The organism is Algibacter amylolyticus (assembly GCF_014202225.1).
Taxonomy (GTDB): domain Bacteria; phylum Bacteroidota; class Bacteroidia; order Flavobacteriales; family Flavobacteriaceae; genus Algibacter_B; species Algibacter_B amylolyticus.
The window spans coordinates 193,285-217,545 of sequence record NZ_JACHGE010000005.1 but is presented as its reverse complement, the minus strand read 5'-3'; the positions used below and the strand labels follow the sequence as shown (position 1 = coordinate 217,545).

Below are 24,261 nucleotides of genomic sequence, written 5' to 3'. Positions count from 1 at the left end.
TTATGGCAGACATTATACAGCTTTTACCCGATCATGTGGCAAATCAAATTGCGGCAGGAGAAGTTGTACAGCGCCCAGCGTCAGTAGTTAAAGAGCTTTTAGAAAATGCTATTGATGCCGGAGCAGATACGATAAAACTTATTATTAAAGACGCCGGAAAAACCCTTGTGCAAGTTATTGACAATGGTAAAGGCATGAGTACTACCGATGCTAGATTGAGTTTTGAGCGTCATGCTACCTCAAAAATTAGAAGTGCCGAAGATTTATTTCAGCTGCACACTAAAGGCTTTCGTGGTGAAGCTTTAGCTAGTATTGCCGCTATTGCGCATGTGGAGTTAAAAACCAAACAAGAAACCGACGATGTTGGTAATGTTTTGGTAATCGAGGGTAGTAATATTACATCTCAAGATGTTGTAGTTACACCTACAGGAACCTCCGTTTCTGTAAAAAATCTGTTTTTTAATATTCCTGCGCGACGCAATTTTTTAAAATCCGATACGGTAGAGTTACGCCATATTATCGATGAGTTTCATCGTGTGGCATTAGCACACCCAGGTATTAGTTTTGCATTGTATAATAACGGAAGCGAAAGTTTTAATTTACCAATAAGTAATTACAGGCATCGTATTGTTAATATTTTTGGAGCAAAAACTAACGAAAAATTGGTTCCCGTAGAGGAAGATACCGAGGTTTTAAATATTTCTGGCTTTGTAGGTAAACCAGAATTTGCTAAAAAGACCAGAGGCGAACAGTACTTTTTTGTTAATAATCGCTTTATTAAAAGTGCCTATTTAAATCATGCTATTGCCTCGGCGTTCGAAGGGTTGCTAAAAACCGGTACACATGCCAGTTACTTTTTAAACTTAACCGTCGATCCGCAAACTATAGATATTAATATACATCCCACAAAAACAGAAATTAAGTTTGACGATGAGCATACCTTGTATGCCTTATTGCGTTCTGCCGTAAAGCATAGCTTAGGGCAATTTAATATCGCGCCTGTTTTAGATTTTGATCGCGACCCTAATTTAGACACACCGTACAGCTATAAAAAAACGGAAACTAGCGTTCCTAAAGTTGAGGTTGATAGAAGTTTTAACCCTTTTCAAGAAGAAAAAACTTCACAGCCAAGAGTATCAAACTATAAAAAAGAACCTACCGAAAGTTGGGAAAGTTTATATGTAGGTCTAGAATCTAAAGGAAATCATTCTAAACAGGAATTTAGTGCCATTAGCTTTGAAAGCGAAGAACGTACAGCATCTATTTTTGATGATGATAAGCAGGTTGAAAAAACGCATACCACGTATCAGTTACATAACAAATATATTGTAAGTACCATTAAATCTGGTATGATGGTTATCGACCAGCATAGAGCACATCAACGTGTGTTGTATGAAGATTTTTTAAAAAATTTAACGGTCAAGGAAGCGGCTAGTCAGCAATTACTTTTTCCGCTTCAACTGCATTTTTCGCCACAGGATATCGTTATTATAAATCAGTTAAAAGTAGATTTAGAACATACAGGTTTTGTGTTTTCTAGCGTTATGGAAGAGTTGGTAGAGATTACCGGAGTTCCTGTAGGTGTGCCAGAAAGCGAAGTATCTATTATTTTAGAGCAATTAGTAAGCGATGTAGAGAACGAAGTGCCCGAAAGTCATTTTAGTGCTTCCGATTTGCTAGCAAAATCTATGGCAAAAAGTTTAGCCATTAAAACAGGGCAGTCTTTACAAAAGGATGAGCAAGAGCATTTGGTAAATAAACTTTTTGCATGTAAAGAACCTAATGTATCGCCTACTAATAGAACAACATTTATTACCATGAGTGTTGATGAGTTAGATAAAAAATTTATATAATATGATGAGAATTTCAGATACCGTTAAACATTTAATAATCATTAACGCGATTATGTTTATTGGTACATTAACTATAGGGAATGGGAATACGTTCTACGAATGGTTCGCTATGTATTTTCCGCAGAATGATGCTTTTCAGCCTTGGCAAATTATAACCCACATGTTTATGCATGGTGGTGCTATGCATATTTTATTTAACATGTTTGCCTTATGGATGTTCGGTACACCTGTTGAGCAAGTACTAGGTTCTAAGCGGTTTTTGTTTCTGTATATTTCAGCAGGATTAGGCGCAGTATTATTGCAAGTTGGGTTTTATTATTTTCAATATCTTCCTAATTATAATGCTTTAATAGATTCTGGTTTAACCTCAGAAAGTATAAAGCAAATGCTAACTAGTAATCAAGTAAGTTCGGGAGTTTCTCAGGCTCAAGTTGCTATGCTTAAAGATATTTTTCCTGCTTATAATGCAAGTATGGTTGGCGCTTCAGGATGTATCATGGGTGTTATGGCTGCTTTTGGTATGATGAATCCCAATGCCGAATTAATGATGATATTTTTACCAATTCCAATAAAAGCTAAATACTTTATACCTGGAATAATTATTTTAGATTTAATTTCTGGTGTTACCGGGCAATCTTTCTTTAGTCCAAGTAATACGGCTTATATGGCACACGTTGGTGGTGCGGTAACAGGTTTTTTAATTATGTGGTATTGGAAAAAAAATCAGTTTAACAGCAACCGTTGGAATTAATGACAACACTAACACAAGACATAAAAGACAAACTTACAAACCTTAATGTGCTAGAAAAAATTATAGCCATTAATGTGGTGGTTTTTCTATTGGCGCTTATTTTAAGAACAGATTTAATTTGGTTTGAGTTACCAAGTAGTTTTTCTAGTTTCATAATGAAACCTTGGAGTATTATTAGCTATGCCTTTTTACATTACGATGTTTGGCATATCTTATTCAATATGCTATGGTTGTACTTTTTAGGGCGCATGTTTTTAAACTTGTTTAGTGCTAAAATGGCTATAAATATTTATTTTCTTGGTGCTATTTCTGGAGGGTTGTTGTTTATGTTTTGTTACAGCTTGTTTCCTGGCGTATTTGGTGGGAGTTCAAGGTTATTAGGTGCTTCTGCAGCAGTGAGAGCGTTACTAATTTTTTTGTGCGCTTACATGCCAAATCAGGAAATGCGTTTTTTTACATTTAGTTTAAAACTATGGTATGTTGGAGCCGCCATTGTGGCATTGGATGTTATAGGTGTTTTTTCGGGTATTAAAGATCCGGTATATGGAAATGCAGGTGGTAACTTAGCACATTTAGGTGGAGCCTTGTTAGGTTATTTTTATGCCAAACAATTACTTAGTGGAAACGATATAGGAAAAGGTTTCGAGCGTATGACAGATAGCGTGGTAAGCATGTTTAAACCATCAAAAAAAGGACCGTTAAAAACGGTTCATAAAAATAAAGGAAAAGTTGGTGGTTATACTAAAGCCGATTTTAATGCCTTTAATAATCAGAAAAAAATTGATGTCATTCTAGATAAAATCAGTAAAAGTGGTTATGATAGTTTAACTTCAGAAGAAAAGGAATTTTTATTTAGAGCAGGGAAATGAAAAGTGACGGAAGTCGGAAGGTAGAAGACAGAAGATAAAAAACGTATTGCGTTATGAGTAAATTTAAGTTCGAGAAACTGCTTATTTGGCAAAAAGCAATGGATTTAGGAGAGGAAATCAATGTATTGATTGATAATTTTCCTAAAAAAGAATATTATAATTTATCCTCGCAATTAATAAGAGCAGTAGATTCTGTTGCTTTAAATATTTCAGAAGGCGCTATTGGGCAATCAAACCCTGAACAAAACAAGTTTTTGGGGTATTCAATTAGGTCTTTAGCGGAAGTTGTAACCTGCTTACATAAAGCAATTAGGAGAAAATATATTTCAGAAGAACAATTTAATAAATATTATAACGAATCCTTTCATTTGATGAATATGATGATAGCATTCAAAAGAAACTTAAAGTAATCAACCGTCAACGGTCAAAAGTCTCCTAGCAGTTAATTTCATGAAAAAACTAAGCTTCATAAATAAAATCATTTACCTAGTAAATGTTGTTGTAGCTGTACTGCTTTTGCTGTCTTTTGTTTTACCTTTTTTACCACCAAAAACATTCTCCATATTAGCCGTTGTAAACCTAGGTGTTTCCTTCTTAATTATTATTAATGTTGTGTTCTTTTTGTACTGGGTTTTTCGCTTAAAAAGGCAGTTTATGTTATCGTTGGTGGCCTTATTAATTGGCTATTTTTCTTTTGGTTCGCTTTATAAATTTTCATCATCGGTAAAAGTCGAAAGCCCCAATAATATAAAGGTCATGAACTACAATGTAAGGTTGTTTAATTTATATCAATGGATTCCAGAAAAGGGTGTAGAAACTAAAATTGTAGACTTTATAAAAACCGAAGCTCCCGATGTACTCAGTATACAGGAATACCATCCGCATAAAAACATCGATTTATCGTTTTTTAAATATAAATTCGAAAAACTATCTGGAAAAAAAATGAAATACGGACAAGTTATTTTTTCAAAATTTCCAATAATAAATTCCGGCTCAATCGAGTTTCCAGATACAGCTAATAATGCCATTTTTGCCGATGTTGTAAAAGGCAAAGACACCATAAGGTTTTATAACATCCACCTCGAGTCCTTGCGTATCGATACCAAGGTGGAAAGTCTAAAAAAGGAAGATTCCGAGCGCTTATTTAAACGCATTGGTTCCACCTTTAAAATGCAACAATTTCAAACCGAGTTGTTTTTAATGCATAAAAAGCAATGCAAATACAAAATGGTTATTTGTGGCGACTTTAATAATACCGCATTTTCGTATGTATACCGACAAATTAGAGGCGATTTAAATGATACCTTTAAAGAAGCTGGAAACGGATTTGGCAGAACTTACGATTTTAAATTTTTCCCAGTTCGTATCGATTTTATTTTTGCCGACCAAGCCTTTAACGTCAATGGTTTTAAAGCCTATAACGCCCATTATTCCGATCATTATCCCATTACAACAACACTTAGTCTCGAGTAGTCAGCACCCTGTTTTTTTAATTTGGGCGCAACCACACCCTTCGACTCCGCTCAGGACAGGTGGTCGGGCTATCCGTTACAAGTCCTCGCACCTCCTGCGTCGGGCTGTGGGCTTTCCTCTACTATCCCTTGCGCAACGCTTCACTCTAGTATTCTACATTAAAGAACAATCAATAGTATCAGCAATGATATGAATCACTAAACCTAAGCCTACCAATCTAGATGTCTTTGGTACACATAAAAAAATATAAAACAAAATAGCAAAGCTAGAGTGTAACGGATGAAACCCAATACTACATCGGTTAGGATCGAAAATAGGCGTTGCCAATAAATGGTCTAAATCAATTAACATACCTGCAATCATTACTAAATAAGCGTATTTCCAATTCGACTTATAAAAGAGTAATGCCACCACAAGTGGTAACAAAAAATGACAACCATAATGAGCAAAAGTTTGTAGCATTATAAAAGGGTTGTGTTTTGAGCTTCCAGATAATTTAAAGCATTTGGACCCTCGTTAAAAAGCAAGTCTAAAATACTTAAATTAGGTATGTAACCGTGTTTACTATTAAATACCTGCGTGTAACTTTCAAAAGGATAAAGCGGCTCTTTTTTAGCATGCACTAGAGGTCTAAAGTCTGTTTTATCAGAGTAGGTTTTTTGGTAGGTTTCCGTTTTTGTTAACTCTAAATCTAATTGCAAACAATCGGTAATAACTTCAAAACATTTTAAATTAAAATCTAATAAAAACTCTGCTTTTTCGGTAAATAAATGCTGGAGTTCATCTTCGTAATATTCAAAAAAGGGGGATGTTCTGTAGGCCGATAGTAAAGATTTCCAATGTAAACTTTGCCAATTATCTTCATTAAAAATTTTAACGTCTCTGTGTTTTTGTCTGTTTTTTTGCGAATGAATAACGGGGATGTTTAAACCTAATTTACCGTTGGCGCCATAAATGTATGCGCGATTTCTGTAGGTTTGTTTCAGGAAATTATCATCCATTTCAAAGGCAACCGTTTTCGCGTTAGCTATAGCAACAAAGTGTGCAATATTAGGGAAGTATGTTGGATGTATAACAATATTCATTTAGTCTTTATTAAATGCCGTTTTAGCTTTTTTGGAAATACCATTAACATATAAAGTTATAGTATTCAATTCTATTGCAAGGTTAGAGCCTTTAAAACCCGTAATATCCAAATAGGTTATGTGCTTGTTATAAAACTCTAAGTAAGTTTTAGCTAAGGGCATGTAAGACCAATGCCAACGCTCTAAATTATAACCCGTTCTTCCATTAGCTTTGTTCGTGTAAACTTGGTAAAAACCATAGGTATTAGCGTTTTTTAAAAGCCATTGGTATTCCAGCTTGCCTTTACCATGGTCAAAATACGAATTGGTAAAATTGTTTAAATCCATATCGGTGCCCCAATGGTGTCTAGATGTTGTGGGCATCGAACTATACTCTAATATTTTATTAGCTCGGTCCATAGGATTAAGGCTGCTGTATTTTACCCATTTACGTTCCCAAATGGCTTTCTGTTCCTTAAAATTTCTGGTACCAGATTTTATAATTAAATCAACGCCATCTGCCTTGGCGTGGTTATACATTTTAAGAAATGCCGAATACACGTCTTTGTTTAAATAAATTGTTTTCGAGGCATGAGCCATATCTACTTTAGTAAATTGGGCATGCGTTTTATAGTCGAATTTCCCTAAAACAAAATCTTTAGTAATGGCAGGTACTTCTATAGCATTATGGTTTTGACCGAAAGCTATCAATCCTATAAAAAAAGTTAAGATACCCGCTTTAAAAGACATACATATGGTTTGTGACGTTACAAGTCAGCCGTAAAATATACTTTAGTTTATTCTTTTTCTGCTTTACGCTTTCTCCATTTATTAAACCCTATCCAACCAAATAATAAAACTAAAAACGGAATTAAAAATGAGGTTGCTTTCCCTGTTCCGCTAACGGTAGTAAAGAAACGCTCCCAACGTGGTTTAAATAAATTCATGTCTTTAAGGCTCATCCAGATAAATACAGGTTTACCAATAACATGATTAAAAGGTACAAAGCCCCAACGTCTTGCATCAATAGAGTTATGGCGGTTATCACCCATCATCCAATAATAGTCTTGTTTAAAGGTGTAAGTATCGGTTACTTCACCATTAATAAGAATTTGATTGCCTTTAACTTGTAATGTGTTGCCTTCGTACTCAGTAATAGCACGTTTGTATAGCGGTAAATTTTCTATGTTAATTCCTATCGATTTGCCTTCTTCTGGGATATATAAAGGTCCAAATTGATCTACATTCCAATTATAGTTGGGATCGTGTGGAAAAATATCGGCATCGCGAACGCCTTTTTCTTGAATATTAGATGATATACTTTTTACATTAGGATGATTTTTAAATGTTGCCAAGGCTTCATCTGAAATCGCCGAAAAGTAATATGTGTTTTGAGCATTCATAATGCCAAAACCATCAGTAATATCATAACGCTCCTTAATGTAGTTTGGGTTAAATTGATTTGTTTTAGGTTGCACCAAGTAACTAAATTGTAAATGTGCACGGTCTGGTAAGTCGTTTTTCTTGCCGTTTATATAAACATAACCATCTCTAACCTCTAGAGTATCGCCAGCAACACCAACACAACGCTTTACTAAGTTTGTTTTCTTATCTATTGGTTTGTAATAATTTCTATCTGGCGTAAAATCATTCATATCCAACAAGGTATCTGCCGGCTGATTGAAAACAACAATATCGTTACGATTTATTTTTTGAAATCCAGGAATTCTTAAATAGGGTAGTTGTAGTTTATTTTTCCAGGATGTGTTGCGGTCTTCAAAATGATCATCAAATAAATATGATTTTTTGTTTAAAACAGGAATAGTATCGTGCACCATAGGAGCGCCAACGGTTGTCATTGGTACTCTTGCGCCGTAATGAAACTTACTTACAAATAGAAAATCGCCTACCAATAACGATTTTTCTAAAGACGACGACGGTATAGTAAACGGCTGCATAAAATACGTGTGTACAATAGTTGCTGCTACAATAGCGAATAAAATAGAACTTGTCCAATCGCCAGAACTAGATTTTGGTTGTAAGCTTCTGTTTTCTATATAGCTGACATCGGCAACATAGTTTAAGTAGAAATTGTAAAACCCTAAAGTAACAACCGCTAAAATGGTGTCTACTATGGTGTTTTTGCCAAAGCTTCTCGCAGTTTCAACCCAAATAACGGGTAGCATAATAAGATTTACAATAGGCAGAAACAAAAGGATAATCCACCACCACGGACGGTTTATTATTTTCATTAATACAATACCATTGTAAACAGGAACAAAGGCTTCCCAAGCTTGTCTTCCTGCTTTAATGTATAGTTTCCAGGTGCCTAAACCATGAATTATTTGTATTATTAAGATGAATATAAACCATTGTGTCCAAGTCATAATCTCAAAATTTTAATTTGTTGTTAGTTGTAACAGCGTTCTATTTGTTACAGTATTATTTTGTGTTAACCAATATTTAACACATCGTTCATTGTGAAAACACCAGATTTTCCAACAATCCACTCTGCTGCAACAACAGCACCTAAAGCAAAACCTTGTCTAGTATGTGCAACATGCTCTATATTTATGGTGTCTACTTCGCTTTCGTAAGATACGGTATGCGTACCAGGAACATCGGCAATACGTTTTGCTGCAATAGGAATGGTTTGCTCGCCGTTTTCTTCTAGTTTCCAGTTTTTGTAACCATCGTGGTTTTCAATTACGCCATCGGCTAAAGTAATTGCAGTTCCACTAGGCGCATCAAGTTTTTGAGTGTGATGAATTTCTTCCATAGAAACATTGTATTGTTTCAAGGCACTCATCATTTTAGCTAGTGTTTTATTAAGTTCAAAAAAGATGTTTACACCTAAACTAAAGTTAGACGCATAAATAAAAGCACCTTTTTTCTGTTCGCATAACGCTACAGCATCTTCATATTTATCTAGCCATCCGGTAGTTCCAGAAATTACTGGTACATTATTGTCAATACAATTTGCAATATTACTATAAGCCACCGTAGGAATACTAAAATCGATAGCAACATCTGCTTTAGTAATGTCGTAATTGGTGTCTCCTTTGTCAATAGTCAAAACTACTTTATGTCCGCGTTTAATGGCAATTTGCTCAATAGTTTTGCCCATTTTTCCGTATCCGAGTAATGCTATATTCATATTAAAATGTATTGTTTATAAAATCCCAATTAAGGGTTAAAAATTAAAGTTTAAAGTTAGTCCGAAATTACTTTTCGCATCAAATTCATTGAATTTATAATGCGGCGCTAAAGATAGGTTTTCATCAATGTTATACTGCAATAAATGCGCGTCTACATTGGCATCAATAATATTTAGGGCATAAAGCCCAAGCGTTACTAAAAGTGAAATTTCTTTGTTACGACGATAAAATTCTTGAGCGTCTTCAAGTTTATCGGTAGATAGTCTTGGAGTTGTTAATTGATTACCAGCAGAGTCCAAATAAAACTCATCGTTAGTAAAGCCGGCGAGTCTGCTTTTATAAGCATCTCTATATCTATTATATTCTTTGTTGTTAGTAATGTAGAAGTATACCCCCGTACCTATGGCACCATAAACAAGTGGGATTTTCCAGTATTTTTTATTGTAAGCTTGACCTAAACCAGGTAAAATTGCAGAATAGAATGCTGCTTTGGCAGGCGAAAGCGGATTAATAGGATCGCTAACTTTAACGATGGAGTCCACAACCACTTCTTTAGGAAGTACTTTTTCTTCTTTCTCCTTTTTCTTGTCTTGTGCAAAAGTGGCAAAACAAAGTAAGCATGATACTATTCCTGTTATTAGGATTTTATTTGGAATCACCTTGAACTAATTTTTTTATACGGTTAAAATCTTCTTCAGAATGAAACGGAATTGTAATTTTCCCTTTACCATTCTTAGAAACTTTAACGTCAATTTTATGTCCAAAGTATTCAGAAAATGCCGTCATGCCTTTTTTAACAAACTTTGGCATATCGTCTTCTTCCGTCTTTTTTTCGGTGTTTTTTATTGGACTATCAGAATTAAAATCGCGAATAAAGTTTTCGGTTTCTCTAACTGAAAGTTTATTGGATAGTATGTTTTCGTAAATATCTAATTGATCACTTTGGTCTTCAATAGCAATTAATGCACGACCATGACCCATAGAAATAAAACCATCGCGCATACCGGTTTGAATAATTGGGTCTAGTTTTAATAAACGCAAATAATTGGCTATAGTAGATCGTTTTTTACCTACGCGCTCGCTCATTTGCTCTTGTGTTAAATTGATTTCGTCAATTAAACGTTGGTACGATAAAGCAATTTCAATAGGATCTAAGTCTTGACGCTGAATGTTTTCAACCAGTGCCATTTCCAATGATTCTTGGTCGTTAGCAATCCTAACATAGGCAGGAATAGTTTCTAAGTTTAATGATTTTGAAGCTCTAAAACGACGTTCTCCAGAAACTAATTGGTATTTGTTTAAGCCTAATTTTCTAACGGTAATGGGCTGTATAATGCCCAATTCTTTAATGGAAGATGCAAGTTCGCGAAGCGATTCTTCACTAAAGTTAGTACGAGGCTGAAACGGGTTAACTTCAATAAAATCTAAATCTAACTCTACAATGTTACCAATAACCTTATCGGCGTTGGTATCTTGAGCAGATTGAATATCGTTACTTGGGTCTTTCAATAGGGCCGATAAACCTCTACCTAAAGCCTGTTTTTTAATTGCCTTAGCCATAATTAAGCGTTTTTATTAATGACTTCTTTTGCCAAACTTAAGTAATTGTTAGCACCTTTACTACTGGCATCGTAATTAATTATACTTTCGCCATAACTTGGTGCCTCACTTAGTCTTACGTTTCTTTGAATGATGGTTTTAAACACCATGTCGTTAAAGTGTTTTTGAACCTCTTCAACAACTTGATTTGATAGTCTTAAGCGCGAATCGTACATGGTTAACAATAAGCCTTCAATATCTAAGTTGGCATTATGAATTTTTTGAACACTTTTTATTGTGTTTAATAACTTTCCTAAACCTTCTAGTGCAAAATATTCACATTGAATAGGAATAATTACAGCATCGGCCGATGTTAATGCGTTTAAGGTTAATAAACCTAATGATGGCGCACAATCAATGATGATATAATCATAATCATCCTTTATCTCTTGTAACGCTTTTTTAAGCATATATTCGCGTTCATCCTTATCAACTAGTTCAATTTCAATTGCAACTAAGTCAATATGCGCCGGAATAATATCTAAATTCGGTGTTTCTGTTTTTACAATAGCTTCTTTTGCAGAATGAGAATGCTCTAAAAGTTGATAGGTTCCAATGTCTACAGATTCTACATCAATTCCAATTCCAGAAGTTGCATTTGCTTGAGGGTCAGCATCTATAAGTAATACTTTCTTCTCTAGAACACCTAGTGAAGCTGCTAAATTTATTGAGGTTGTTGTTTTTCCAACACCGCCTTTTTGATTAGCAATTGCTATGATTTTACCCATTAAATGATTTGGTTTTATTAGCTGTAAAAATACAATTATTTACGAGGAATAAAAGCGGAATTTGTTAACATTATTTGAATAGCAGGAACCGCTTAGTTTATATAGATTAAAACCGATTTGTTAATTAGTTCTTCGGCGCTCTTCTTCATTACCAAAGTTTCTTCTTTTTTCGCTAATCTTTTTATTACCAAAACGGTAGCTCGCGGTTAGTCTTATATATCGATTGTTATCATTTTGTCCATATACTTGCTTAACGTTATTAACCGTAGATTCTAATTGGTTTAAGCTAGAGCTATTGAAAATATCTTTAACGAGAATAGCCACTTGTAAGTTTTTGTCTAAAAACGTCTTACTCATTCCTAAATCTATACTAGACGTGCTTCCTACGCTAAATAAACCGGCTTTAAAAGGTGAGCTGTAAGTCGCATCTAGTTGTAATTTAGTAGAATCATTTATGGTAAATGAATTGCTAGAGTTTGCGCTAAACATGAATCCGTTTTTAGGTTTCGCCCCAATATTTTGTGTAAATTCTGTTTTCGATCCAATTACATTAAAACTGTTTTGACTTTGCCACCAAGAAAACATATCGAATAAAAAGCTTTCTCCAATGCCAAACATATGCTGTTTGAAGAAATTTGAACGCGTTACAATTTGTGTGCTGTTTTCAACATCGGAAGTAAAAATAACGCTAGCTCCATCATGTTTAATACTTAAAAATGCATTGGTAGTATATTTATTTTTATAGGTATGTTTAAACTCAAAACTATCTACAAATGAAGGTCTTAAAAATGGATTTCCTAAACTGAAGGTGTTACTACTAATTACAGATCTAAAAGGATTTAAATCGCTAAAACGTGGGCGCTCTATACGTTTACCATAACTTATAGAAAAACTATTGTTTTCATTTTTACTATAGCTAGCGTATAGCGATGGAAATAGTTTTGTATAATTATTGCTATTGGTTTCGTTTAGTTGTACAGAGTGTCCTTTAGTTCTTGTATGTTCTAGTCTAAAACCCAATTGGATGTCCCATTTTTCATTTAGTTTTTTTAATCCGCTTATGTAAATGGCTTGATTGTTTTCTTCGTATTTAAAAGTGTTGGAAATGTTAGTGTCATAAACGGGAGTTCCAGAAATGGTATTAAAAAACTGAATATCGCTATGGTTTTTAATGCTACTAATTTTGGCGCCATAAGATAGATTAATAAAGGTTGTTGGATGCTCCATATCTGTTTTTGCACTGAAGTTTTCAATGTTTAAATCTGTAAAGTTATTGGCTGCAGCATTAATATTTTGAAACTCATTGTTAGCTGAAAAACTATTGGTAATAAAATTTCTGTTTTGGTTGGATTGGTACGTGAAATAATCGACATCGAAAGAAATACTTTTTCCTAAACTATCTAATTTAGTATTGGCATGTACATTTATTAAATGGCTATTTACTTTAGATTGATTATTGCCGTTGTTAATAAGTAATGAGTCTAATGTGTTTTGTTCATTAAAAATTCTAGAAACACTTCGGTCGGACATATTTGGCGTTTTGGAGTTTCCTAAATATTGAATGCCAATGGTTGTGCTTTCGGTTACCTCATAATCCAAAAGCAATTGCCCTGATAAATTATCTTTCTTTTCTTTTGAATTTATATCGATATCCCAATTACTCGTTGGGTAATACACCTGAAAATCTTCTATGTTTCTAGAACTACCTTTGGTTCCGTTCACATTAAACGATAGGCTAACCTTATTTTTGTTGTATAGTAAACTGTTTCTAAGGGTTGCAAAATTATAGGTGTTTATATTATCTGCAAACGCGAGGGTGTTTTTCCAAGAATCGACTTGTCCTTTTTTTAAAATAATATTAATAAGTCCACCATTTCCAGCAGCTTCATATTTTGCGGGAGGTGTTGTTATGACTTCAATCTTTTTAATATCGCCCGCAGCTATAGTGTTTAAATAGCTCACTAAATCTTCGCCGGAAAGTTGTAATAATCGATGGTTCACCATGACTCTAGATGCGCCTCTGCCCAGTAAATTAATACCGTTATTTTGTACGCTTAAACCTGGTGCAATGCGTAAGGCATCTAAAGCATCGCCACCTATTACTGTTGTGCTGTTTTCAACATTAAAAATCATACGATCTGGCTTTTGTTCTATAAGTTTCTTTTGGTGTGTTATAACAATTTCATCGAGTGTTTGGTTTGCTTTTAATTCAATTTCACCTAGGTTTAATTCAGTTTTTACGATTATTTCTTTTTTAAAACTGGTGTAACCAATAAAACTAATATGTAGATAGTAAGTTCCTGGTGCTGTTTTTAAATGGAATACTCCATTATCATCGGTTATGCTTCCTGTATTATTGTAGCCATCCAAATCCGTTAACGCCACATTTGCCCAAACTATGGGTTGAGATTGATTTGTGATTTTTCCTGTAATACTAATTTGTGCTATAAGTAATGTTGGAAGTGTTAGTAGAATTAAAGTAAATACATGTTTCATAAGATTGTTGGTTTTAAGATTGATTTTTTTTATCTGGAACAAATATCTAACCGAATGAAACCTTACACGACCGAATGCAAAAAGTCGAACGTATTTCTAAAAATAAAATGCGTTCGACTTTCTTAATTAAAACGTTCGGCTTTTTACAAGCCTCTGTGTTTATTGGTTTTTACGGAAGGCTGTTGGTGTTTTTCCGGTATGTTTTTTAAACGCCGTATTAAATGAAGATTTTGAGTTAAAACCAACTTCGTACAAAATTTCGAGAACGGTATGTTTCTTTTTTGCAGGGTCTTTTAAAATTGACATGGCTTTTTCAATGCGATATTTATTAATGAAATCGAAAAAGTGTTGACCCAGTTCTTGGTTTATTATAATAGATAACTCTCTATGTGGAATATCAATTTTTTCTGAAAGACTTTTTACAGTTAGTGAAGCATCTAAAAAAGGTTCTTCCTTTAACATATAAGATCTAATACTTTCAATTTGATTAGTGAATTCGTTCGGCTTTTCAGAAATCATTTCTTTAGATAAGCGTAGATCAACAGCAATACCTCTGAAAAGTTTGGGAGATAACAGCGCTTTAAACACTAACCAAAAGCTAAAAAACAAACCAAAAGCTAGTAGAATGATTCTAAAAATGTTTACGAATTCTACATCAAAATCTCCAGAGTCTCGAATGTATCCTTTGATAAATGTAAGTAATTGACCAACTAGAATAAAGATAATGAGCTGCTTTACCCAATGGTAATTATAAAAAGCATCTTTACTGGTGTAATTTTCTAAGAGTAGTTTTCGGTATCTTAGTAAATAATATATTTCGGCTATAATATAAAGTACTTCAACAAAGCGATTCATTCCAATTATAAATTGCCCTTCAAAAGATTCAGTATAGTTTATTCGAAACTGAATTTGTGCTTTTTCAGAAACTAAAAAGAAATTTGGAATAAGTATTAGAATGGTAATTACCCATGGCAGTAGTAATACGAGGTGCTTTGGCCTTAGCTTAAAATCGGAATATAATACCGAAAGGATATATAGAAATAGCAAGGGGTCCTTAAAGCTCGAAATTTGCATCCTCAACATTTCTATTGCATGCGGGAATTCAATAAAATTATGATAAAAAAATACGCTAATATCTATAGCTGTTACAATTAAGAATGCAGCGAGTAGTTGGTTGCTAAGTTTTTTAGACGTTTTTACAGTAAGTAGAAATGTAGAAAAAAGTGAAAACAGTGCCACTATGATTAGGCTTGTAATACTAATTATAGCTGAGTTATCCATTTGATTGTGGGGAATTAAAAGGTTTATTCCTCATCAATTAAAATTTCTAAAACCTGAATGGCAGTCTCACTAATTTTTGTTCCTGGTCCAAAAACAGCTACTGTTCCGGCATCAAATAAAAACTGATAATCTTGTTTAGGCACAACGCCACCAACAATAACCATAATATCTTCGCGACCGTAGTTTTTAAGTTCTTGAATAACTTGCGGTACAAGTGTTTTATGTCCTGCTGCTAACGATGAAATGCCTAAAATATGCACATCGTTTTCAACGGCTTGTTTGGCAACTTCTTTTGGTGTTTGAAATAAAGGGCTAATATCCACATCGAAACCCACATCGGCATAACCTGTAGCAACCACTTTTGCACCACGATCATGACCATCTTGTCCCATTTTTGCTATCAAAATACGAGGGCGCCTGCCATCTTGCTCAGCAAAAACATCGGCTAGTTCTTGAGCTTTTTTAAAGGATTTATCGTCTTTTATTTCTTTACTATACACACCAGAAAATGATTTTATTTGTGCTTTATGTCGCCCGAATTCTACCTCTAAGGCATCACTAATTTCACCTAAGGTTGCACGTTCGCGAGCAGCTATAATTGCAAGTGCTAATAAGTTGTGATTTTCATCTAGATTGCCATCTATTGATGCTGATTCTTGATTTTTATTGGCATTTCTATGTTCCGAATTTAACGAAAATTTTGCAGCTTCGGTTAATTTTGATAAGGCCGCTTTAACTTTTTCTGGGTTTCTTTCGGCTTTAATCTTAGTTAATCGCTCTATTTGCGAGTTTCTAACGGTTTGGTTATCGACTTCAAGTGTTGTAATTGGTGCTTCTTCTTCAAGTACATATTTGTTTACACCAACAATAATATCTTGATTAGAATCTATTCTGGCTTGCTTTCTAGCGGCAGCTTCTTCAATTCTAATTTTAGGAATACCGGCTTCAATAGCCTTAGTCATCCCACCAAGGGCTTCAATTTCTTCAATTAAAGTCCATGCTTTATGGGCGATATCATGGGTTAGTTTTTCAACGTAATAACTACCAGCCCAAGGATCAACTGTTTTTGTAATATTAGTTTCTTCAAGCAAAAATAGTTGTGTGTTTCTTGCTATTCTTGCCGAAAAATCGGTGGGTAAAGCAATAGCTTCATCTAAAGCATTGGTATGTAGCGATTGCGTGCCACCAAATACAGCTGCGGCAGCTTCAATAGTTGTTCGTGCCACATTGTTAAACGGGTCTTGTTCGGTTAAACTCCATCCAGACGTTTGGCAATGGGTACGCAGTTTTAAAGATTTTTGGTCTTTAGGATTAAATTGTTTTAGCAATTTAGCCCAAAGCATTCGTGCAGCGCGCATTTTAGCAATTTCCATAAAATGGTTTAACCCAATGGCCCAGAAAAATGATAATCTAGGGGCAAAGGTGTCAATATCCATTCCGGCAGCTAATCCTTTACGAATATACTCTAAGCCATCGGCTAGTGTATAAGCCAATTCAATATCGCAGGTCGCTCCAGCTTCTTGCATGTGGTAGCCAGAAATACTAATGCTATTAAATTTAGGCATGAATTTACTGGTATACTTAAATATATCCGAAATAATTTCCATGGAAGGTGCAGGTGGGTAGATGTAGGTGTTACGCACCATAAACTCCTTTAATATATCATTTTGAATGGTGCCCGCTAAATGTTCTGGTTTTACACCTTGCTCTTCGGCAGCCACAATATAAAATGCCATAATAGGTAGTACGGCGCCATTCATGGTCATAGAAACCGACATTTTATCTAACGGTATTTTGTCGAAGAGTATTTTCATGTCCTCAACCGAATCGATTGCTACTCCTGCCTTACCAACATCGCCAACAACGCGTTCGTGGTCTGAGTCGTAGCCTCTGTGGGTTGCCAAATCGAAAGCAACGGATAAGCCTTTTTGTCCGGCGGCTAAATTTCTTCTGTAAAAGGCATTGCTTTCTTCAGCGGTTGAAAATCCAGCATATTGGCGTATCGTCCAGGGCCTTTTAACATACATGGTGCTGTAAGGCCCTCGAAGATACGGTTCAATTCCTGCCACAAAATTTAAATGTTGTAAATCTTCAATATCAGCTTTGGTGTAAGTTGATTTCACATCAATAGTTTCGGCTGTTTGAAAAGTTGAAGGCGTAGCCTCTTGATTTTCAATTTCCGAATTAATTTTGATATGTTGAAGATTTTTTCTGCTCATTACTGTTTAGTGGTTATGTCCAGCATGCGGATCTGCTACTGGTTTTTCTGTTGCAGGTACTGCGTTGAAATCTACTTTTTTCTCAGGTTTTTCCAAATTTACTTTACTAAAATCGATGTCGAACATTTTTGCGTAAAATAAATCTAGTGTGATGTACATCGCTAAATTTTTATCGCTTAATGCGTTTCTAGATTTGTTAACTATAGCAGGTCCAAATAATTTTGGAGCCATACTATTTGTTGATATAAGTGCATTTAGGGTTGTTTTTAAACTTGCATCTTTAATAGAGCTAGAAATGCAGTTAAGTACTTTGCTTTTATAGTTTAAGTGGCTTTTTATGTTGTTAGCATCCCAAAGATCTTCTTCCTTTTTTAATGCTTCAAAAACAGCAACAGTATGTTTTGATGCGATATCTTCTATTTTTAATCTGCCATAAATGGAATTTCTTATTATTTGCGAATAGGCCTGATCTAACCTAGGAGTTCCATTGCCTTTATTGTAATGCTTGGCAATATCATCTTCAAAACTATAAAGTGCTTCGTTTAATAATTTTAAATTTACGCCTTCGCAAGTAATGGTTGCAGGTTTATCGGCATATTTAAAGTCTGAAAATTGACTTCCTTGATTACAGCTGAATAACGTTATAACTAATAAAAATGTTAGGGTGGTGATTTTTGATTTCATTTTAATTTTCATTTTTTAATCGGTTTTTTTCTAAATGTTCTGATAATCTATTTTCTATAATGGGTTCAATAAGCGTTTTTCTAGGTTTTATTTTAACAAAAGGATAAAGTTCTAACTCGTTTTTCATTTTATCCATAGCATTAGGGTGTTTATTTGTGCCTAATAGTATAATATCTCCGTTATCAAATTGCGCTTGCTCTTTTGCTGCACTTTCTTTTATTTTTCGTTGAATAGTGCCTAGTTTTAATTGTTTTAAAAAACCACCAGTAGCTTCAATGTTTTTGAATAACTCCAAGGCTTTTTCAGAGAGTTGTTCGGTTAAACTTTCAATGTAATATGATCCATCTGAAGGATTATTAACTTTATCAAAATAACTTTCGTTCTTCAAAATTAATAGTTGGTTCCTTGCTATGCGTTGGGCAAATTCATTGCTTTTATGGTACACATAATCATACGGTAAGTTGCAAATAGCATTTGCGCCACCTAATACCGCACTCATACTTTCAGTCGTGGTGCGCAGCATGTTTGTGTTGTAATCGTATATCGTTTTATTGCGCTTTGTTGGAGTTACTTCAATAGAGCAATCTAAATTAATTTGATATTCTGATGCTAAGGTTTTCCATAGCACCCTTAGTGCTCTCAGTTTTGCGATTTCAAAAAAGTAATTTGTGCCAACGGATACATGAAATGTTACGCTAAGCGAAGATAAATCACTTTTAGAGGCCTCTAAACTATTTAAATATTCGTTTGTGTGGGCTAGGGTATAAGCCAGTTCCTGCACCATGGTGGCACCTGCATTTTGGTAAAGCGAACCATTTATATGAAGTGCTTTGGTGGTGCTAATTAGGCTTTCAGAGGTTTTTAAATCGTCTTTTAAATTTTTAAACCAATTACCTGTTTTAGCTAATTGACCAATGCAATCTAGTTTTATTTTTGCTTTTGGTACTAGGTTTTGTAATTGTGTTGTGTAGGCTTCAGATAGAAATAGTAATTCAAATTGAAGGGTTACGGCATCTAATTTAATATTCTGTATTAAATTTTTAATTGAAACAGCATCTGATGCTATAATGAAATTAATTTGTTCTACACCGCCTTCAATACTACGAATAGCGTTTAAATTTGACTTTTCAATATCGGCAACATAAATGGTTTGACAAATTTTCCATTGGGTTGCTTTGGTGTTAGATATGTTTGGTAGTTTTTCAAAATCACCGGCATGATAAAAGGGCTTTACATCGATGTCTTCATTTGTTTTCCAAATAAGCGTATCGTTGTAGTCAGCTCCTTTTAAATCGAACTGAATTTTTTGTTTCCATTGTTTAGCAGAAACCGAATTGAAACCATCAAACAAGTTTTTAGTCATTATCTGTAGTTTTTAAGCTGTCTTCGTACTCAATAATGTAAATTTCTTCATTATCACGTTTCATATAGTACTCTTCTCTAGCAAATTTTTCTAAACCTTCATCGGTGCTTATCTTTTTTAAATCCTTCTCGTCCTTTTCTATTTCTTTCTTATAATAGCTTTTTTCGTTTTCTAAATCTTCAATTTCTGTATTTAATTCATGATGAATTAACCACGAGTTGGCATCAAAAAACAACATCCAAACTACAAATACAACTAATATTAGTATGAATATATTTTTAAAAGGCTTTAAATATTTGCTTTTTGGAAGTGCCATGTTATAGTTTATCGTTTATTATGGTTCTAACTATATCTATAGCTACTGTATTGTGCTTGTTGGTTGGGATAATAATATCTGCATATTCCTTAGTAGGCTCAATAAACTGATTGTGCATTGGTTTTAAGGTGGTTTGGTAGCGGTTTAAAACCTCGTCTAAATCGCGTCCTCTTTCTTTTATGTCGCGTTTTAATCGTCTTATTAAGCGCTCATCACTATCGGCATGAACAAATATTTTAATATCGAACATATCTCTTAACTCTGGGTTGGCAAGTATTAAAATACCTTCTACAATCATTACCTTTCTAGGATGCGTTAATATAGCATCGCCAGTTCTGTTGTGTTTTACAAACGAATAGACGGGTTGCTCTATAGGCTTGTTGTTTTTTAAATCTTTTAAATGCGCTACAATTAAATCGAAATCTATAGATCTGGGGTGGTCAAAATTAATTTTTATACGCTCGTCGTAGGATAAATGTGAGGTGTCTTTATAGTACGAATCTTGCCATAGTATACCCACTTCGCCTTCTGGAAGTTCGTTTAATATTTGATTTACTACAGTTGTTTTTCCGCAGCCTGTACCACCTGCAATTCCAATAATTAGCATAAAGATTATTTTACTTTTTTAATGAAACAAATTTAAGATTAATTCTTTGTAAAAAATTTATCAAGAAAATTATTTTTAAAAAGTAAAAAAGAATTAAAAAAAGATTTTATATCTCAAAGAAAACTATATATTTGCAGTCCTTAAAAATAGGATAACCAATTCGGGGTGTAGCGTAGCCCGGTTATCGCGCCGCGTTTGGGACGCGGAGGTCGCAGGTTCGAATCCTGCCACCCCGACAAAATAGTATATCAATCTATATCAAAAACCTGTTAATCTTATGATTTACAGGTTTTTGTGTTTTTAACGGTGTCATATGAATGTAAATAATGCAGTTGAAAAAGTCAACAAATCGGATAACAAATCGATTTTAGTAAAAGTGTTGACCGAATTGTTAAAATTCAATGATTAGTTGATAGAATAAATGTATCTTTAAAGTGATTTGACTTTCGTCTGGTACTAAATAAGTATTAACAAAAAGACGAAATCATGAGAACAACAGCAACTTTCAGTATTTTGTTCTGGGCAGATTTTTCCAGAGCAAAAGCAAACCAAGCTTCCATTTATGTAAGGATTACAGTAAATGGCAAACGTGCAACAATCAGTTTAAAACGAAAAGTTTCCGTAACCGATTGGGATGCCCATAAGGGAAGATCTAGAGGCACTAACCAGAACGCCAGAATACTTAACAACTATTTAGAAGAAGTAAACAGTAGTATTTTTAAATGCTATCAAGAATTAAAGCTAGAACATAAGCTTATAACCTCCCAGGTTATAAAAGCAAGGTATTTAGGAGAAGATGAGCAAAATCACTCGGTTATTGATATTATTAAGTATCATAATGAGGATATGCAGGATAAATTAAAATGGGGCACTCAAAAAAATTACTATACCACCCAAAAGTATGTGTCAAAATTTCTATTAAAAACGTATAAGACCACTGACATCTATTTGAAAGAACTTGACTATAACTTCATAATTAAGTTTGAAAAATATTTAAAAGGACATACTCCTAAGGACCACCAAAAACCTATGGGTAATAATACGGTGATGAAACATATAGAGCGTTTCAGAAAATTGATGAATTTAGCATTTAAGCTGGGATGGATTGACAAAGACCCCTTTATAAATTTCAAAGCTCAATTTATAAAAATAGAGCGAGGTTTTTTGAGTTTGCAAGAATTGAGAGCAGTAGAAGAGAAGCAATTTACGATTGAGCGGTTGCAATTGGTCAAAGATCTGTTCGTGTTCAGTTGCTATACTAGTTTGAGTTATATAGATGTCATTAGTTTAACTGAAGATAATATTAGCATAGGAATTGACGGCGAATTATGGATTTACTATAAACGAGAGAAAACAACTAAGTTTATAAGAATCCCGTTATTGCCACAGGCATTGGAAATCATAGAAAAGTATAAAAGTAAAAACAAGTCAAAGATTCAAGAAAGTTTGTTTCCAAAAATCTCAAACCAAAAATTGAATGCCTACCTAAAGGAAATAGCTGATTTATGTCGTATCAAAAAGAATTTAACATTCCATATTGCTAGACACACCTTTGCCACCACGGTAACATTGAGTAATGGTATGCCTATAGAAACAGTCTCAAAATTATTAGGACATTCTAGAATATCAACTACACAAATTTACGCTAAGGTTATTGAGCGAAAAGTGAGTGATGATATGAAAAAATTAAGAGAACAGTTTTTGAAGGCAAAAAACGATTCAGAGAAGGTGTATCAAAGTTTATAGACCTTATTTTTCCATTACATTTTGTATACACTTTATTTCGGTAAAAGCGCTTCATTAAAAAAGTCTTGAACATAAACCTAAAATGAGAAACATGTATTTTAGGCTCAAGTTCGCTTAACTTCTAATTTTATTGATGTGTGGAGGAATTGTTAGACACGCTAGACTTAGGATTTGGTGCAGCAATGTGTGGGAGTTCGAGTTTCTACGTCTGTACAAAGCCGAAGTTTTTCTTCGGTTTTTTTTTGTAAAAAAAACTTCTCTTTTTTTACTTAGGTACAGGATAGATACAACATTTCACTATTTTTATTGATTAGTTTTAAATATAATTGATATCAAACATTATTATTTTGCTCTACTATGGATAATTTTTGCTCATTGAATCTTTTTCGACCTCCGAGTTTTGAATTATAAGCCATAGATAATAAAAAATTCACCAATTTAATTATTGAATTTAAGAGAATAGAAGGTTCAAAATATAACAGGTAATAGTAATCCAACACAGATCCATCAAAAATTATAATGAATACAATCCTATTACCATAATAGTTTTGTTGCAATCAAATTTTATGTAAAATTATCCAGATGGGGGAATCAGAAAAAGTTATTAATTTTTTAGGTTTTAATTGTTTAATAGATCTATTGAAGATAATAGTTTTTTAAGATATGCCAAATTGGTCCCTTTTTTTCTTTGCACAAAGTAATTCGGGCTTTTTAAAGCCATATCCAATAAATTAAAAAATATTTTTAAAAAAAGCAAGGGTTTTTAAATTTTGTATTGTAATATATAAAAGAAGTATAAAGGAATGTCTCCAAAGATAGAAAAAATAATAGTAAAGTATTTAACGAAATCGGCATCTGCGAATGATTTGGATGTGCTTTCTAGATGGATTAAGATTCCGAGTAATATAGAGTTGTTTAAAGACTTTGTAAAAACACATTATGTAATTAACTACAGTGTCAATAATCCGGATACAGAAAAATTATTGATACAGCTTCTTATGGTAGTACGTAAAGAAAAATCGTTCTTATATAAATTAAGGAACCAATCAGTGTATAAATATACGGCTGCAGCTATTTTGGTCGGAATGATGGTTTTTGCATATTTATTTAAAGATAATATGCATTTGGGCGATGTTGAAGAGAATACTCCTGTAATTGTTCATAAAGTTGTTGAGCCAGGTTCAGATAAAGCAACTCTTACGCTCGCTAACGGAGAACAGGTTGCTCTAGAGGAGGGGACCTTTCTTCAAACACAAAATGCAAATAGTGATGGGGTGAAAATTATTTATGAAGCAAGCGAGTCAGATTTCGAAAAAACAGAATATAATTATCTAACCATTCCTAGAGGTGGGCAATTTTTTGTTAAACTTTCGGATGGGACTCAAGTGTGGTTAAATTCTGAATCACAACTAAAATACCCAGTAAAGTTTAAAGAAGGCGAATCTAGAATAGTTGAGCTGGTTTATGGTGAAGGATATTTTGAAGTATCTCCTAGTTCTAAACATAAGGGAGCTAGTTTTCAGGTTGTTAATAAATCTCAGATAGTCGAAGTTATAGGTACTGAATTCAATATAAAGGCTTATAAGGATGAATCTAATGTTTATACAACGTTGGTTGAAGGTAGAGTTGTCGTCAATGTTGATGATTTAAGTAGTAACTTAAAACCATCACAGCAATTAAATTTAAATAAAGAAAATAAAGATTTAATAGTGAAAACAGTTGATGTCTATAATCAAATATCATGGAAAGATGGAGTGTTTAGTTTTGATGAGAAATCTCTTAAAGAGATGATGGTTATATTATCTAGATGGTATGATGTTGATGTAGAATTTCAAAATAAATCTATCGAAAATGAAATGTTCAGCGGTGTTTTAAGAAAGAGTCAAAGTTTAGAAGAAATTTTAAATAGTATCAAAAATTTCGAAATTATTAAAGACTTTGAGATTACAGATAAAAAAGTAATATTAAATTAAAAAAGGAATAGGGCCTTAACATTTGGCGGTGTGAATCCCTCATCACTTTTATAGAGTATCAACTAAACTAATGTTTAACCA

General features: G+C 33.7%; 22 protein-coding genes and 1 tRNA gene. 8 read left to right on the top strand and 15 right to left on the bottom strand.

Going from position 1 to position 24,261, the window contains the following annotated elements; all coding sequences use genetic code 11:
* The first annotated feature begins 2 nt into the window (after nucleotides 1-2).
* Genes mutL through HNQ90_RS11680 form a run of 5 tightly spaced genes read left to right on the top strand, consistent with a single transcriptional unit; the run spans nucleotide 3 to nucleotide 4,946 of the window.
* Nucleotides 3-1,853, top strand: a complete 1,851-nt coding sequence (gene mutL / locus HNQ90_RS11700; protein WP_144116138.1) for a DNA mismatch repair endonuclease MutL — start codon at nucleotides 3-5, stop codon at nucleotides 1,851-1,853.
* 1 nt (nucleotide 1,854) lies between these two features.
* Nucleotides 1,855-2,604, top strand: coding sequence for a rhomboid family intramembrane serine protease (locus tag HNQ90_RS11695; RefSeq protein WP_144116139.1), 750 nt, complete (start codon nucleotides 1,855-1,857; stop codon nucleotides 2,602-2,604).
* Nucleotides 2,604-3,473, top strand: coding sequence for a rhomboid family intramembrane serine protease (locus tag HNQ90_RS11690; protein WP_144116140.1), 870 nt, complete (start codon nucleotides 2,604-2,606; stop codon nucleotides 3,471-3,473). The genes HNQ90_RS11695 and HNQ90_RS11690 overlap by 1 nt, the downstream gene beginning before the upstream one ends.
* A 53-nt stretch (nucleotides 3,474-3,526) precedes the next feature.
* On the top strand, nucleotides 3,527-3,883 hold the full coding sequence (locus HNQ90_RS11685) for a four helix bundle protein (RefSeq protein WP_144116141.1): 357 nt from the start codon (nucleotides 3,527-3,529) through the stop codon (nucleotides 3,881-3,883).
* 40 nt (nucleotides 3,884-3,923) lie between these two features.
* Nucleotides 3,924-4,946, top strand: a complete 1,023-nt coding sequence (locus tag HNQ90_RS11680) for an endonuclease/exonuclease/phosphatase family protein (RefSeq protein WP_144116142.1) — start codon at nucleotides 3,924-3,926, stop codon at nucleotides 4,944-4,946.
* A gap of 153 nt (nucleotides 4,947-5,099) precedes the next feature.
* On the opposite strand, the gene HNQ90_RS11675 is transcribed toward HNQ90_RS11680, so the two are convergent.
* The 15 genes from HNQ90_RS11675 to udk all read right to left on the bottom strand — a co-directional run bounded on the left by HNQ90_RS11675 (nucleotide 5,100) and on the right by udk (nucleotide 20,461).
* A complete protein-coding gene (locus tag HNQ90_RS11675; RefSeq protein WP_144116143.1) occupies nucleotides 5,100-5,408 on the bottom strand; it encodes a DUF6122 family protein in 309 nt (102 codons plus the stop codon).
* Nucleotides 5,408-6,031, bottom strand: coding sequence for a WbqC family protein (locus HNQ90_RS11670; RefSeq protein WP_144116144.1), 624 nt, complete (start codon nucleotides 6,029-6,031; stop codon nucleotides 5,408-5,410). Before HNQ90_RS11670 ends, HNQ90_RS11675 begins: the two co-directional genes overlap by 1 nt.
* Nucleotides 6,032-6,760 (bottom strand): M15 family metallopeptidase, encoded by a 729-nt coding sequence (locus HNQ90_RS11665; RefSeq protein WP_144116145.1) that lies wholly within the window; start codon nucleotides 6,758-6,760, stop codon nucleotides 6,032-6,034.
* A gap of 47 nt (nucleotides 6,761-6,807) precedes the next feature.
* Entirely contained in the window at nucleotides 6,808-8,397 is a 1,590-nt protein-coding gene (lepB, locus tag HNQ90_RS11660; RefSeq protein ID WP_144116146.1) for a signal peptidase I, read from the bottom strand.
* Nucleotides 8,398-8,462: 65 nt separating this feature from the next.
* Nucleotides 8,463-9,167: a 4-hydroxy-tetrahydrodipicolinate reductase gene (gene dapB / locus HNQ90_RS11655; RefSeq protein ID WP_144116147.1), complete on the bottom strand. Its 705-nt coding sequence runs from the start codon at nucleotides 9,165-9,167 to the stop codon at nucleotides 8,463-8,465.
* A gap of 36 nt (nucleotides 9,168-9,203) precedes the next feature.
* The gene (locus HNQ90_RS11650; protein WP_144116257.1) at nucleotides 9,204-9,824 is read right to left on the bottom strand and encodes a DUF5683 domain-containing protein; all 621 of its coding nucleotides are present in this window, start codon (nucleotides 9,822-9,824) and stop codon (nucleotides 9,204-9,206) included.
* Nucleotides 9,814-10,728, bottom strand: a complete 915-nt coding sequence (locus tag HNQ90_RS11645) for a ParB/RepB/Spo0J family partition protein (protein WP_144116148.1) — start codon at nucleotides 10,726-10,728, stop codon at nucleotides 9,814-9,816. Before HNQ90_RS11645 ends, HNQ90_RS11650 begins: the two co-directional genes overlap by 11 nt.
* Before the next feature lie 2 nt (nucleotides 10,729-10,730).
* On the bottom strand, nucleotides 10,731-11,495 hold the full coding sequence (locus HNQ90_RS11640; RefSeq protein ID WP_144116149.1) for a ParA family protein: 765 nt from the start codon (nucleotides 11,493-11,495) through the stop codon (nucleotides 10,731-10,733).
* A 120-nt stretch (nucleotides 11,496-11,615) separates the two neighbouring features.
* Nucleotides 11,616-13,991 carry an outer membrane beta-barrel family protein gene (locus HNQ90_RS11635; protein WP_144116150.1) on the bottom strand — a complete coding sequence of 792 codons (2,376 nt, stop codon included), beginning with the start codon at nucleotides 13,989-13,991 and terminating at the stop codon, nucleotides 11,616-11,618.
* 159 nt (nucleotides 13,992-14,150) lie between these two features.
* Nucleotides 14,151-15,272 (bottom strand): helix-turn-helix domain-containing protein, encoded by a 1,122-nt coding sequence (locus HNQ90_RS11630; RefSeq protein WP_144116151.1) that lies wholly within the window; start codon nucleotides 15,270-15,272, stop codon nucleotides 14,151-14,153.
* A gap of 23 nt (nucleotides 15,273-15,295) precedes the next feature.
* Nucleotides 15,296-17,491: a methylmalonyl-CoA mutase gene (gene scpA / locus HNQ90_RS11625; RefSeq protein ID WP_144116152.1), complete on the bottom strand. Its 2,196-nt coding sequence runs from the start codon at nucleotides 17,489-17,491 to the stop codon at nucleotides 15,296-15,298.
* A 6-nt stretch (nucleotides 17,492-17,497) separates the two neighbouring features.
* Entirely contained in the window at nucleotides 17,498-18,175 is a 678-nt protein-coding gene (locus tag HNQ90_RS11620) for a hypothetical protein (protein WP_144116153.1), read from the bottom strand.
* A 1-nt stretch (nucleotide 18,176) separates the two neighbouring features.
* Nucleotides 18,177-19,538 (bottom strand): methylmalonyl-CoA mutase subunit beta, encoded by a 1,362-nt coding sequence (locus tag HNQ90_RS11615; RefSeq protein WP_144116154.1) that lies wholly within the window; start codon nucleotides 19,536-19,538, stop codon nucleotides 18,177-18,179.
* Entirely contained in the window at nucleotides 19,531-19,854 is a 324-nt protein-coding gene (locus HNQ90_RS11610; RefSeq protein WP_144116155.1) for an FtsB family cell division protein, read from the bottom strand. The genes HNQ90_RS11615 and HNQ90_RS11610 overlap by 8 nt, the downstream gene beginning before the upstream one ends.
* Nucleotide 19,855: 1 nt before the next feature.
* The gene (gene udk, locus HNQ90_RS11605) at nucleotides 19,856-20,461 is read right to left on the bottom strand and encodes a uridine kinase (RefSeq protein WP_092847529.1); all 606 of its coding nucleotides are present in this window, start codon (nucleotides 20,459-20,461) and stop codon (nucleotides 19,856-19,858) included.
* Between the two features lie 161 nt (nucleotides 20,462-20,622).
* On the opposite strand from udk, the gene HNQ90_RS11600 reads away from it, so the two are divergent.
* From HNQ90_RS11600 to HNQ90_RS11590, 3 genes are all read left to right on the top strand, one after another.
* Nucleotides 20,623-20,697: transfer RNA gene (locus HNQ90_RS11600), tRNA-Pro, on the top strand.
* Between the two features lie 250 nt (nucleotides 20,698-20,947).
* Entirely contained in the window at nucleotides 20,948-22,207 is a 1,260-nt protein-coding gene (locus HNQ90_RS11595) for a site-specific integrase (protein WP_144116156.1), read from the top strand.
* A gap of 803 nt (nucleotides 22,208-23,010) precedes the next feature.
* Nucleotides 23,011-24,180, top strand: coding sequence for a FecR family protein (locus HNQ90_RS11590; protein ID WP_144116157.1), 1,170 nt, complete (start codon nucleotides 23,011-23,013; stop codon nucleotides 24,178-24,180).
* Nucleotides 24,181-24,261: the final 81 nt, after the last annotated feature.